This window comes from Streptomyces sp. NPDC006743, assembly GCF_040703815.1.
Classification (GTDB): Bacteria; Actinomycetota; Actinomycetes; order Streptomycetales; family Streptomycetaceae; genus Streptomyces.
The window spans coordinates 1-12,602 of sequence record NZ_JBEYJA010000019.1 but is presented as its reverse complement, the minus strand read 5'-3'; the positions used below and the strand labels follow the sequence as shown (position 1 = coordinate 12,602).

Annotated in this window: 8 protein-coding genes; 4 read left to right on the top strand and 4 right to left on the bottom strand. The window is 72.9% G+C overall.

Translation table 11 applies throughout. From position 1 onward, the window contains the following. Window positions 1-70 precede the first annotated feature (70 nt). From ABZ719_RS17705 to ABZ719_RS17690, 4 genes are all read right to left on the bottom strand, one after another. Window positions 71-445 carry a DUF488 family protein gene (locus ABZ719_RS17705; protein ID WP_366726093.1) on the bottom strand — a complete coding sequence of 125 codons (375 nt, stop codon included), beginning with the start codon at window positions 443-445 and terminating at the stop codon, window positions 71-73. Window positions 446-695: 250 nt separating this feature from the next. After that, complete coding sequence (locus ABZ719_RS17700) at window positions 696-1,739, bottom strand: hypothetical protein (RefSeq protein ID WP_366726092.1); 1,044 nt, start codon at window positions 1,737-1,739, stop codon at window positions 696-698. 30 nt (window positions 1,740-1,769) lie between these two features. Then, window positions 1,770-3,710 (bottom strand): DNA/RNA non-specific endonuclease, encoded by a 1,941-nt coding sequence (locus ABZ719_RS17695; protein WP_366726091.1) that lies wholly within the window; start codon window positions 3,708-3,710, stop codon window positions 1,770-1,772. 81 nt (window positions 3,711-3,791) lie between these two features. Beyond that, on the bottom strand, window positions 3,792-7,175 hold the full coding sequence (locus tag ABZ719_RS17690) for an ALF repeat-containing protein (protein WP_366726090.1): 3,384 nt from the start codon (window positions 7,173-7,175) through the stop codon (window positions 3,792-3,794). A gap of 540 nt (window positions 7,176-7,715) precedes the next feature. Here ABZ719_RS17690 and ABZ719_RS17685 point away from each other — a divergent pair. The 4 genes from ABZ719_RS17685 (at window position 7,716) to ABZ719_RS17670 (ending at window position 12,495) form a co-directional block, all read left to right on the top strand. Then, window positions 7,716-8,231 carry a hypothetical protein gene (locus ABZ719_RS17685; protein ID WP_366726089.1) on the top strand — a complete coding sequence of 172 codons (516 nt, stop codon included), beginning with the start codon at window positions 7,716-7,718 and terminating at the stop codon, window positions 8,229-8,231. A gap of 659 nt (window positions 8,232-8,890) precedes the next feature. Next, window positions 8,891-10,420, top strand: a complete 1,530-nt coding sequence (locus tag ABZ719_RS17680; protein WP_366726088.1) for an FG-GAP-like repeat-containing protein — start codon at window positions 8,891-8,893, stop codon at window positions 10,418-10,420. Window positions 10,421-10,615: 195 nt separating this feature from the next. After that, entirely contained in the window at window positions 10,616-12,031 is a 1,416-nt protein-coding gene (locus tag ABZ719_RS17675; protein ID WP_366726087.1) for a DEAD/DEAH box helicase, read from the top strand. 212 nt (window positions 12,032-12,243) lie between these two features. Beyond that, complete coding sequence (locus tag ABZ719_RS17670; RefSeq protein ID WP_366726086.1) at window positions 12,244-12,495, top strand: DUF5302 domain-containing protein; 252 nt, start codon at window positions 12,244-12,246, stop codon at window positions 12,493-12,495. The last annotated feature ends 107 nt before the right edge of the window (window positions 12,496-12,602 follow it).

The window sequence follows — 12,602 nt, the reverse complement described above, 5'->3', positions numbered from 1 at the left end:
CGCGGGCGCCTGCGGGGGACGTCGCGGGCCCGTCCGCACGACGGATCCGGACCCGCCCCACGGCTCACAGTCACGAGCCGTGGCGGTCCGCACCGTTCAGCCGGCCGGCGAGCACCGCGGCCTCACTGCGGTCCACGTCCTTGGTCGCGGTGAGCAGGGTGACGTCGTCATGGGCCAGCAGGTCGTGCAGGCGTTCGACGGCCGGGTGGTGGTCGGGGTCGTCCAGTTCCGAGAGGTAACGGCGGCGGAACTCGGCGAAGCGGTCGGGGTCGTGGTGGTACCAGCGGCGCAGATCGGTGGAGGGGGCGACGTCCCGCAGCCACTCGTCGAGCCGGGCGTCCTGCTTGCTCACGCCACGGGGCCACAGCCGGTCGACGAGCACCCGCTTGCCGTCCCGCGGCGACGCGTCCTCGTAGATCCTCCGGTAGCTGATGCGTCCGGTCATGACGGCACCTTTCCCCGTCGCGTGAGCCGGCGGCCGGCCCGGTCACATTCTATCGGCGGACCCCGTGTTCGACCTGGGCGGCGGCCCGGCGGGGGACGCGCGGCGGTGCGAGGCGTACCAGTGCGCCTTCGCTGTACGGCGCGGGCGGGCCGGGGCGGAACCTGGCTCCGAGTGGCAGACGCCTCCCGCCGCCCCGCCCGCCCCAGACGCCCGGCTCCCGCTCGGCAGGTCCGCTACGGGCTCGTGCCGGTCACTGGACCAGTTCGATGTGGGGGTGGGCCGGGTCGGCGGGACAGGCGTGGAGCTGGAGGTTGTAGCCGCCGACGATGTCGATCAAGGTGAAGTTGCCGTCCCGGGCGCCGAGCGGAGGCGGGGCCGGGTTCGCCGGTTCCTCCTCGGGGATCCAGGACTTGCCGATGCCGTCCCATTCCGAGGAGGCGATGGTGAGGAGCGGGACCTCCTCGGTGCCGCACTCGGGGCAGGCGCGGTCGACGGGGTCGGTGGGGTCCCAGCGGGACCAGCCTCCCGTCTTCCAGCCGGGGGCGGTGGAGAGGCTGCCGAGGTAGAGCTCGCCGGGGTCGTACGCGTACGTGGCGTACCGCGCGGGATCGATCGTCTCCCAGCGGCTGAAGTCGTCCAACTGGTCCCGGATCTCCTTGTCCAGCTCCCTGGGGTGGGGATATTCGGTGACCTGCTCCGGTGAGAACAGGCACGGCTCCGGGAGGTAGTGCGCGGACTGGACGACCGGCGGCTCGGGCGGCGCGTCGAGGACGTCGGTGACGGTGGCGGCGGAGCGCCAGAAGAGCGCGGTCCGGGGGTGGGGGTGTTCCGCGTGGTCGAAGGGGCACCACAGGACCTGGAGGAGGTCCGCGTCGGCGGGGCGCGGGAAGGGGACGTCGCGGGCGTGGAGCTGGGCGACGGGAAGAAGAGGGACCGGGCCGTCGAACCACGGGCGGCCCCCCTTGATCCGCTCCCAGTTCTCCCGCTCCTCGGGGGTGACCTCGGGTGCCTCCGGGTCGAGGCGCAGCCGCTCGGTCGCCGCGGCGAGGTCGCGGCGCAGGAGCCGGACGTCGTCCGGGGAGTGGACCACCGGCGCCGCGTGCCGGTCGTGCGGCTCGTCGCAGTGCGGCCAGGGCTCGTCGGCGGGCCACAGCAGCGGCCCGCCGACTGAGCTGTCGTGCACGGTCGGCGACGCCGGCCGCGGGTGCAGCCGGGTCGCGGTGCGCGCCAGCGGGGCCAGTTGAGGGAAGAGCGCGGTGACGTCGAACGGCCGCGGTGGGGTGGTGAAACTCATGCAGGCTCCCGTTGGCGCTGACTGGGCGGGTCAGTTACCCAGGTTGAGCGATCCGGTGTTCTGGTAGGTGTTGGTGACGTAGACGTTGGGGAACAGTTCCTCGGTCGTCCCGTCCGCCCGCTGGATCGTCGCGTTCATCGTGACACCCGTCGGGATGGTGCTGTTAGCGTCCTTGTAGACGGGCGTCACCTGGTAGAAGAGCGCGTCGTTCGCTCCGAAAGCGGCGATGGGGCCCTTGATCAGGTCCTGCGCCTTGGTCTCGAACGTCCGCATGCTGGGCGTACCCGTGTTCATCCCCGACTGCCAGCAGGGGACGAGGTTGTAGCGGGTGAGCGCACTCGTGCCCTGTCCGCCGAGGATGTTCGCGATGAGATGGCACCGGACCAGCTGATAGGTGACGTTGTTCGCCTTCTTGAACGCCTCCGCGTCCTTCATGCCGGTGATGGGGTCGCTGGTTCCGGTCCCCTTGCCGGTGCCCCGCCCCAGGCACGCCTGCGCCTGGGCCGGCCGCTGTCCGGGCCCGCCCGCCGGGTCGGTCTGGTTGACGAGCGGAACAGGCTCGGTGGTGTTCTTGAACCAGCCGTCGCCGTTGGGAAGCGCGCCGGCCGGCGGCGGGTCGTTCAGGCAGCTGGCCTGCGGTCCCGTGTCCGGCGTCGAGACCGTCAGCTCGAACTGGTCGGCGTCGATCACCCGCTGGTCCGCGAAGCCGCCGGCGAGCTGGGTGTCGGCGAACTGCTTCTCGGTGGGCGTGACGTGGGCCTGCACGCAGGGTGCGGAACGGTCCAGGGCATGACCGTCGTTCAGGATGTAGGTGTCCCATTCGCCGTTGCCGAGGTTGGGGATCACCTGGACGCACTGGCTGCCGGCGGTGCCGCCCTCCTTCGCCTCACCGAACGGGAAGTCGCCGCAACTGTCGGCGTCGACGAGATCGGTCTGGGCCGTGAAGCCCGTGCAGGTGGCGGCGGTGCGGGCGGCCACACCGCTCGTCGACCGGGTCAGCGGGCGGCCCTTCGTCCCCCAGGCGCCGTCGAGGTTCTTCTGGGCCCAGCCGTAGGCGGCCACGGCGCCGCCCGCGTCCGAGCTCGTCGCCTTCAGCGGCACGACGGCCGTGACGGAGGGAACGGCACAGCCCGCCACCGACGTGCCGCCGACCGCGTCGTCGCACCTGATCTGCCGCGCGTTCTTCCACGACGCGTTCGGGTCGGTCGCCGTCGCGCCCGGGGACGTCACGTACATCGCGTACGCCGTGTAGAAGGAGGCGGAGGAGCCCGCCGTCTGGGGCGAGGAGTACGTGACGGTGCCGGTCAGGGTCTGGCCGAGGGTGAGGCCGCCGCCGTACCAGGGCGCGGTCTTGGTGGCCGTGCAGCCGGCGTCGCAGGAGGCGCGGAACTTGGCGTTCAGCGCGGCGACGTCGCCTTGGGCGCCGGTCATGGTGACGGTGACCTGCTCGTTCCAGGTCGTCGCGGTCGGGGAGAGGCCGGCACTGGTGGAGACCGCCAGGGTGCCGCGCCCGATCTCCCGGGCGTTGCTGTCGCGGAGGATGTAGGTGACGGTGATGCCGCTCACGCAGTACGAGAAGCGCTCGTAGCTGTAGTTGCCGGGGCTCAGGTCGCAGCTGCCGGCGGCGGCCAGGGTGGTGGCGGCGGGTGCGGCGGCACCGGTGCGGGTCTTCGCCCGCACCGGGGCGGGGGCGACCGTCACACAGGACTCGACGGCACCGGCGCGGCGCTCCTTGGAGCCCGGCGCGGTGGGCGTGCAGTCCTCACCGGAGCCTGCCGCGAACCTGCTGGTGCCGGTGGTCTTCGCGCCGGACGCCGCGGACTTGGCGGCGGACGGGGCCTTCGCCGTCGCGTGCGGCTCGGCCGCCTGGCTCGTCGCGGCCGTCGTGAGGAGGGTCAGGGCGGTGAGGACGGTCAGGACCGTCGAGCGGGCGCGTCTCCTTGCCGCGCGCCCGCCACGTATTCCATGCATGGGGACAGGGACTTTCCGTGAGAGGAGGGGAGAAGGGGGCGCCGCCCGACGGCGGCGCCCCGCAAGCGAGGGCGGGCGGGATCAGGCCGCCAGGCCCCACAGGTCGCTGAGGCCCTTCGTGATGCCGGAGACCAGGTCCTCACCGGTGTCCGTGATCTTGCTGACGACGGGCTTGACGAGGCCGCCGCCGAGCGCCTTGTCGGCGGCGCCGACCCACTTGTAGGCGCCGAAGGAGACCAGGCTCAGGCCGGTGCCGGCGGCGGACTCCCAGAAGGCGCTGCTGGTGAAGCCGTGCTCGATGCCCGTGAAGAGGGTGCCGAGGGCACCCGCGCCCGCGGAGACGCCGGCGAAGAAACCGGCCGCGGCGAGGGCCGGCGGGAAGACGAAGGCGGCGAGGGCGCAGCCGGCGGCCAGGAACCCGGCGCCGACGCTGATCACGTTGGCGGCGTCCGCGTAGAACTGGGCGTCGTTCCACCACTCGTCGGCGTCACCGTCCGCGGTGCCGTTCGGGTTGACCTGGTTGTTCTTGTCGCTGTTGGCCGGGTCCTGCTTGGCGTCGCGATCCTTCTGCGCCTGGGCCGCGGCCGCCTTGGCCTTCGCGATGTCCTCGGCCCGCTTCTTGTCGGCGGCGATCTGCTTGGCCTGCGCGTACGCGGCGGCGGCGGCCTTCGCGTCGGCGGAGGCGGCGAGTTCGGCGGCGCGGGCCGCGGCGGCGGAGCGCTGGGCCGCGGCGGAGGAGGCGAGTGCCGCGCGCGCCGAGTCGACGGCCTTGTTGGCCGAGTAGTTGGCGGAGCGGGCGGCGCTGCGGGCGGTGGCGGCGGCGTTCTTGGCCGTGTCGGCGGAGGCCTGGGCGTCGGCGGCCGACTTGTCGGCGGCGTCGGCGTTGTCCCGCGCCTGCTGGGCGTAGTCCTCGGCCTTGGCGGCGGAGTCGAGCGCCTTCTGCGCCCACTCCTGGGCCTCGGCGGCGGCCTTGCGGGCGTCGGCGGCGGCCTTCGAGGCGAGGGCCGCGTCCTCCTGCGCCTTCTCCGCGATCTTCGCGGCGGCGGCGATGGCCCCGCGGATGGCGGCGACGTGGGTGGCGGTGTCGAAGTCGAGCTGCGCCGTGCGGTACTGGATCACGGTGATGAAGTTGCGCAGCATCCACGCCGGTCCTTCGAGCGCGACCTCCGCGTAGGCCTTGGTGAAGGCGCCCGCGGTGTTGATCAGCTCGGTGGCCCGCACCCGGTCGTCCTCCTGGACGGCCAGCGGGTAGTCGTGGTCGAAGAAGTAGTTGAGGGACTCGGTGGTGTTCTCGTCGAGCGCCTTGTTGGCGGCCTCCTTGACGGCCTTGCCCGCGTCATCGTCGATGATCTTGTTGATGGCGACGCGCAGGTCCTCGTCCGAGGCGCGCTTCATGCCGCCGGTGAGGAAGTCGCCGACGGCCTTGGAGTCGCTGCTCTCCAGCGCGGCCGCGGCGGCCGCGGCGACCTTCGGTCCGCCGACCGTCGCCACGTGCAGGGTGGTCTCGCGGTCGTCCTGCGTCTGGGCGAGGGCCCGGTCGAGGTCGATCCAGGCGTAGACGTCGTCGTCGGAGCCGGCGAGGGCGTGCTGGGCGGCCTGCCGGGTGTTGGCCCCGCGGGCGTCCATCAGCGCGACCGCGGCCTGCCGGCCCAGGGTCGCGGCGGCCGTCATGTCGCCGGAGTACAGGGCCTGTTCGGCCTTGGCGATGAGGTCCTTGGTCGCCTGGTCGGTGCGCTCCGCCATCAGCCGCTTCTCGCGGACGTCGGAGAGCTCGGTCTGCTCGATGGCGGCGAGCTGCCGGGCCTCCTCGATGGCCTGCTGCTTGTCCTGCTCCAGGGTCTGCGCTTCGGCGGCGCGGGCGTTCTTCTCGACCTCCAGGGCGTCGCTGACGGCCTGGGTGGCGGTGTTGGCGGCCTTCACGGCCTCCGCGGCGTGGGCGGTCGACTTGTTGGCGTAGTCGACGGCCTGACCCGCGTACTTCACGGCCTCCTCGGCGGCGTCCGCGGCCTTGTCGGCGTGGTCGGCGGCGGAGTTGGCGGCGTCGCGGGCGGTACGGGCCGCCTTGGCGGCGGCGCTCGCCAGGGCCTGGGCGGCGGAGGCGGCGTTGGTGGCGCGGTTGGCGGCGCTGGTGGCGATGGCGGCCTGGCGCTTGGCCTCGGCGGCCTCCGCCTGGGCGGCACCGGCGGAGACGGCGGCCTGGGCGGCGGCGGTCGCGGCGGCGGCCGAGTTGCGGGCGGCGGAGGCGGCGGCCAGGCCGGCGTCCGAGGCCGCGTCGCCGGCGAGGGCCGCCTTGGCGGCAGCGGCGGCGGCGCTGCGGGCCTTGGAAGCGGCGTTGCGGGCGGCGACCGCGGCGTTCTTGGCGTCCTGCGCCTTGCCGGCGTCCTTGGACGCGGCGATCGCGGCGTTGTAGGCGCGGGCGGCCGCGTTGCCGGCCTTCGCGGCGGCCTGGGCGGCGCCCGCGGCGGCCCAGGAGGCGCGACGGGAGGCCTGCACGGCCGCGTTGGAGGCGTTGACGGCGTTGCGGGCGGCGTCGGCCGCGCCCTTCGCCGCGCTCGCCGCCTTGCGGGCCGCGGCCCCTGACTTCTGCACGTCGCTCTGGGCGGCGGCGGCCTCGGCGGCGGCCTTCTCGGCGGCCTCCTTGGCCTTGGTGGCGGCGGTCTCGGCGCGCGCCCCGGCCTCGACGGCCAGGTTCGTCTCGCGTTCGGCGCGCTTGCCCTCGCGCTCGACGACGGCCACCAGCTCCTCGATGGTCGCCGACTCCTGGTCGCGGGCGCGCGCGATGTGCTGACCGGTCTCGATGAACCACTCGACGTCCTTCGCGGTGCCGCTGAGCGCGCGGTCCGCGTACTTCTGCACCTCCGGACCGCCCGTCATCAGCATGACGCTGACCTGGACCCGGGTGTCCTCCAGCCGCGCGTCGTACTGCTTGTCGGCGAGGAAGGCGAGGAGGGCCGGCTCGGTGCCGGTGTCGAGGGCGGCGTTGGCCGCGCGCACCACGCCCTTGTCACCGGTGGACGCGACGATGCTGGTGGCGACCTGGAAATCCTCCAGGATGGCGGGGGCGAAGCCCTTCGAGAGGAAGCCGGCTATCGCCTCGTCGCCGTTGTCCAGGGCGGCGACGGCCTCACGCCGCAGGCCCTTGCCCGCACGGTCCAGACTGCGGACGATCGCGACCCGGTTGTCCTGCACGGTCTGCTGCGGCAGCGTCTCGGCGAGGAAGGTCCGGATCTCGGTGTCGGTCCCGCACAGTGCCGTGGTGGCGGCGGCCTTGACGCCCTTGCCGCCGGTCAGCCACGCGCGGACGGCCTTGGCGCGCTCGGTGTCCGGCAGCGGCACCGGGTCGGCCCCTCCCGTCTCGGCGGCCGCGGCGGTGGCCGGCCGCAGGACCGAGGGGGTGGCGGCGACAGCGGTCGCGGCCGCGAGCGCGCCGAGGACGCGGCGTCTGCTCCAGAAAGCTGTCTGCATGCGGGACTTGCCCTTCTACGAGTGATGCGGTGACGTGTCGGATTTCGCGCCGTGACGGACCGCGGATCCGTGGACCGGCCCCCGCCACAATTCGTGGACAGTATCAACATCCTCGAAATGCCGGGGAAGTTGTGCCCGCCAATACGCCAACAGTGCACCGAATCATGAGGATGTGACGATCCGGCACCTTTCTCGACGAAATCATGACGTCAGCCCCTGCGGCTTTTTCCCGGCGTGACGCAGGTCACCGCGAGGTTGCTTTCAATGTCCGGGTATGGGCAGTTCACGGCGCTGGACGTGGGTGCGTCGCCGTGCTGGGATGCCAGAGCCGATGACGATCACCGGGGGTTCGGAGAGTGCGTCGCGGAGCGCGCCGAGGGGGCGCGAGGGGGGATTTCATTCCGTGTGTGCGGCTTCCCCTGTCCGCGACGGGTTCGGGCGACCGGTTTCGGGACCGGTGGTTTTTCAGGCCCGCGCGGTGGCAACGAAATTGGGGATGCGATGAAGGAAATCAGCACCGACGCCGGAAAGTCGCGGAGAATGCGGCTCACGGTACGGGTACTCGCCGCCGCCGTCGGTGGCGCGCTGGCCTGGACCGCCGTGGCCGGCGGCGCGCAGGGCTCGGGTGCGGGCACCGCGGAGGCCGCCGACACCGCCGCGCTGGTCGCGGGGGACGCCCCCGGCTATGCCGTGGAGAACTTCGACTACCCCCAGGCGGACAAGATCCTGGCGGAGCGGAACATCGTCCTGAAGCGGGGCGACGGCCACATCACGCTCGCCGACTGCGTCTCAGGAACGGGGCAGTTGGAGCTCCTGGCCCGCGACAAGGCCGACAAGATCTGTTTCAACACGGTCGGCAACGAGGGCTGGCTGACCCTGGAGATCCCCGCCGTCTTCTCGATCAGGGGCAACGACTACTCCACCACGGTCGACATGACCGTGGGCAGCGAGGAGAAGTCCTACGAGATCAGCAAGAACAGCTGGACGCCGGTGGGCGAGTCCGCGGACCCGGAGGGCCGCGACCACATGCTCGTGGAGATCAGGACCTCGAAGTAGCCCGTCCTCGGTGCCCCGTGCGCCAGGGTCTTCCCAGGTCACGTGCGACTGCCCGGACGTCACCGCCTCGCCGCGCTCCCCGCGGCGCGCGGCGAGGTGCCGCCGGCGCCGGGCGCCGCGTCCGCGAGCCTCGTCCTTGGCCCGGCGTACGGACCGCACAGTGATCCGGCCCCGGCGATCTCGACGGGTATCGGCCGGCGAGCCGGGCACGTGGCCCCCTCGGCGCTTCCCGACGGCCGTGGTCAGCGGCGAACACCGGGAGATGCCGCCGAACACCAGCAGACACGGCAGACACCTGCAGACACCAGCAGACACCTGCAGACACCAGCAGACACCGGCGGAGACCGAAGGACACCCGCCGGCGCCGAGCCTGCCCGGTACCGGCCGATCCCTCGTTTCCGGCCCGTCCTGGCCTGCCCGGCCACCGCGCGGCCGTACCAGACAGCAGCCGTCGTAACGCGGTGAGGTGCGGCTTCCAGCCGTCGGCGAGGCCGGCGTGGCAGGGCCGGTGCGACGGCGCCCTCACCGCTCGCGCCGGCCTGCCCACTTCGCGGCGGACCGGCGCGCGACCGTGGCGGACCGGCGCGCGACCGTGGCGGACCGCCTGCCCACCTCGTCTCGCCACCCGCACGATCAACACAACCCCAGGAGGAAGTACCTTGCGCACCACAGGAATCGGGACCCGGCGGGCTCGCGGCGCCATGACCGCCGGCGTCGTCCTGGCGGTCGCCGCGGGTGTGCTGAGCGCGGCCCCGGCCGCGCAGGCACTCTCGGGCAAGCCCGCGACCGCGGGGGACCAGGCCTTCACCGCCCGGCTCGTCATCGGCGAGGACGACTCCCTGCGCTCCTGCTCCGGCGCGCTGGTGCACCAGCAGTGGCTGCTGACCGCCACGAGTTGTTTCGCGCCCACCCCGGGTGCCGTGGTCAAGCCGGGCAAGCCCGCACTGAAGACCAGGGCGACCGTGGGCAGACAGACCCTCGACGTCGTCGAGGTGGTCCCGCGCGACGACCGGGACGTGGCCATGGTCCGGCTCGCCGAGCCGGTCACCACGGTCACGCCGGTGGCGCTGGCCGCCGGCGCCCCCGAGACGGGGGAGACCCTGCTGGGTGCCGGATTCGGGCGGACCGGCACCGAGTGGGTCCCGGACCAGTTGCACACCGGTGAGTTCCGGGTGGACTCCACGGCCGGCACCACCGTGGCGCTGACCGGTCAGGACGGAGCCTCGGTCTGCAAGGGTGACGCCGGTGGCCCGGCCCTGCGCGGCAGCGGCGGTGCGGTCGAGCTGACCGCCGTCCACAGCACGTCCTGGCAGGGCGGGTGCCTCGGGGAGACGGAGACCCGGACCGGTGCGGTGGATGCCCGGGTCGACGGCCTGGCGGACTGGGTGAAGGACGTCCGCAACCGCGACCGGGACTACTCGGCCGACGTCGACGGTGACGGCAAGGCCGACCTGGTCGTCCTCCGTACGAACGGCGACGTCGTCGTCCACCGCAACCAGGGTGACACCTTCGCCCCGGGCAAGGTCATGTCCGGCGGCTGGGACCGCTTCGTGACCTGGAAGGACCTGGGCCGCCTCTACTTCGCGGACGTGGACGGCGACGGCAAGGCCGACATGATCGTGCACACCACGGACGGCAACATCGCCGTCCGGACCAACCACGGCACGTACTGGGACCAGGGCAAGCAGTGGTCGGGCGGCTGGGACCGTTTCCTCGACGGAAGTGATCTGGGCCGGCTGTACTTCGCGGACGTCGACGGCGACCGCAAGGCGGACTTGATCGTGCACACCACGGACGGGAACATCGCCGTCCGGACCAACCACGGCACGTACTGGGACCAGGGCAAGCAGTGGTCCGGCGGCTGGGACCGCTTCGTGACCTGGAAGGACCTGGGCCGCCTCTACTTCGCGGACGTGGACGGCGACGGCAAGGCGGACTTGATCGCGCACACCACGGACGGGAACATCGCCGTCCGGACCAACCACGGCACGTACTGGGACCAGGGCAAGCAGTGGTCCGGCGGCTGGGACCGCTTCGTCGACGGCACCGGGCTGGGTGTCCTGGAGTTCGGTGACGCCGGCGGCGACGGCAAGGCCGACCTGTTCGTCCTCACCAAGGACGGCAAAGTCGCGGTCCGTACGAACCACGGCACCTACTGGGACCAGGGCAAGGTCGTGCTCACTCTCTGACGCCGCTCCGCAGCCGGGGAACCGCCTCGTCCGACGGGAAGACCGGTGTCCCCGGCGTGAGTCGTGCCCTGTGTTAGTGTCATGCGTTTGCGTGGTCGTCGCGGTGGGCGATTCTGCTGGTCCGGGTCCGCTCGTGCGCGGGCTGAGCCATCCTGCCGGGCCTTCCTCGGTACGTCTCCCTGCGGAAGGCTGTTCATGAAGCACCCCGACGACTCCGGCATCGCTCACGGCGGTCCCGCCCAGCCCGGGGCCGGGGCTCCGGCGCTGCCCCCGGCCCCCTCCTTCGCCGGTCTCGCACTGCCGGCGGAGGTGCTGCGGACCCTGAGCGGACGCGGGGTGCGTGCACCGTTTCCGATCCAGGCCGCCACACTGCCCGACGCCCTGAAGGGGCGCGACGTCCTCGGGCGCGGACGCACCGGATCGGGCAAGACACTCGCCTTCGGCCTGCCGCTGCTGACCCGTACGGCCGGGCGGCGCGCCCGGCCGAAGCAGCCCCTCGCCCTGATCCTCGTGCCCACGCGGGAGCTGGCCCAGCAGGTCGCCCAGGAGCTGGCGCCGTACGCCGAAGCGCTGCGGCTGCGGATGGCCACGGTCGTCGGCGGCCTGTCGATCGGCCGGCAGATCGCCGCGCTGCGCGAGGGAGCCGAGGTGCTCGTCGCCACCCCCGGACGCCTGCACGACCTGATCGAGCGCAACGCCTGCCGCCTGGGAGGGGTCGGGATCGTCGTGCTGGACGAGGCCGACCAGATGTGCGATCTGGGATTCCTGCCGCAGGTCGTCGACGTGCTCGACCAGGTACGCCCCGACGGTCAGCGGATGCTGTTCTCGGCCACTCTGGACGGCGACGTCGACCAGTTGGTCCGCCGCCACCTCCACGACCCCGTCGTCCACTCGGTCGATCCGTCCGCGGGCACGGTCTCGACGACGGAGCACCACCTTCTCGTCGTCCACGGCCCCGACCGCTACGCCGTCACCACGGAGATCGCCGCCCGCGACCGCCGCGTACTGCTGTTCCTCGACACCAAGCACGCCGTCGACCAGCTCACCCGCCATCTGCGGGCCTGCGGGGTGCCCGCCGGGGCCCTGCACAGCGGCAAGTCCCAGCCGCAGCGCACGCGGACCCTGGAGCAGTTCAAGAGCGGCCGGCTCACGGTTCTGGTGGCGACCGACGTGGCGGCCCGCGGCCTGCACGTCGACGACCTCGATCTCGTCGTCAACGTCGACCCGCCCACCGACCCCAAGGACTATGTGCACCGGGCCGGCCGCACCGCCCGTGCCGGTGAGTCCGGCAGCGTGGTCACGCTCGTGCCGGCGGGCCGGCTCCGTGAGACGAGCCGCATGATGGCCGGGGCCGGCATCGAGCCGACCGTCACCAAGGTGCGCTCGGGCGAGGCGGAACTGAGCCGGATCACCGGCGCCAGGGCTCCCGTCGGCATCCCGCTCGACGCCGGGGCCGCCGTCCCCCGGCCCAAGAACACCAACGCTCCGTTCCGCGGTCTGGGCACCACCAAGGACCCCGCCCGCGGCGCCGGCGGCAGGTCCCGGAAGGCCGGCGAGGCCCGCAAGCTCGCCGAGGCCCGCAGGGCCGCCCTCGTACGCCGCAACGGCTGAGGTATGTCGTCCTGGCAGCGCGTGTCCGGGCCGATGGCTCGACCACCCACGGCCGGCCCGAAGCCCCTCCCGCCCTCCCACTCACCGGGCGAACCCCTTCAACGGCGCCGCGGACACCCGCAGAAGAGGCAGCGGGATGAGGTGGCCGGCGCCCCGCACCGCGCCCGGCATGACAAGCTGTGCTTGCCCACCCCCGGACCCAGGAGGTCACCATGACCGCAGAGCCCGTCACCACGGAAGGTACGGAAGGTGCGGAGCCGGACGGCGCCGAGACGTCCCCTCTGACGCCCGACGACGACGGCAACTACGACCTGAAGCGCAAGTTCCGTGAAGCCCTGGCGCGCAAGCGCGGTGCGCAGGCGGACGCGGCCGACGTCGCCGCCAACCCGGACGCCTCCAAGGTGCGTGCGGCGCACGGCCCGGCTGCGAGCCAGCGGTCGTTCAGGCGCAAGAGCGGCGGCTGAGCCGGCCAGTCCCGCGGTCCGGCCGCCTCACCGGCACTGCGCGCGCCGTCCACTCGGGCGCCCGGTGCCACGGCCCGCGACGCGCGCATGGCCATGCGCGCGTCGCG

Bases quoted from the DNA above. Each gene is read 5' to 3' on its own strand.
- ABZ719_RS17705 (WP_366726093.1), bottom strand. From the start codon at position 445: ATGACCGGACGCATCAGCTACCGGAGGATCTACGAGGACGCGTCGCCG.
- ABZ719_RS17700 (WP_366726092.1), bottom strand. From the start codon at position 1,739: ATGAGTTTCACCACCCCACCGCGGCCGTTCGACGTCACCGCGCTCTTC.
- ABZ719_RS17695 (WP_366726091.1), bottom strand. From the start codon at position 3,710: ATGCATGGAATACGTGGCGGGCGCGCGGCAAGGAGACGCGCCCGCTCG.
- ABZ719_RS17690 (WP_366726090.1), bottom strand. From the start codon at position 7,175: ATGCAGACAGCTTTCTGGAGCAGACGCCGCGTCCTCGGCGCGCTCGCG.
- ABZ719_RS17685 (WP_366726089.1), top strand. From the start codon at position 7,716: ATGCGGCTCACGGTACGGGTACTCGCCGCCGCCGTCGGTGGCGCGCTG.
- ABZ719_RS17675 (WP_366726087.1), top strand. From the start codon at position 10,616: ATGAAGCACCCCGACGACTCCGGCATCGCTCACGGCGGTCCCGCCCAG.
- ABZ719_RS17670 (WP_366726086.1), top strand. From the start codon at position 12,244: ATGACCGCAGAGCCCGTCACCACGGAAGGTACGGAAGGTGCGGAGCCG.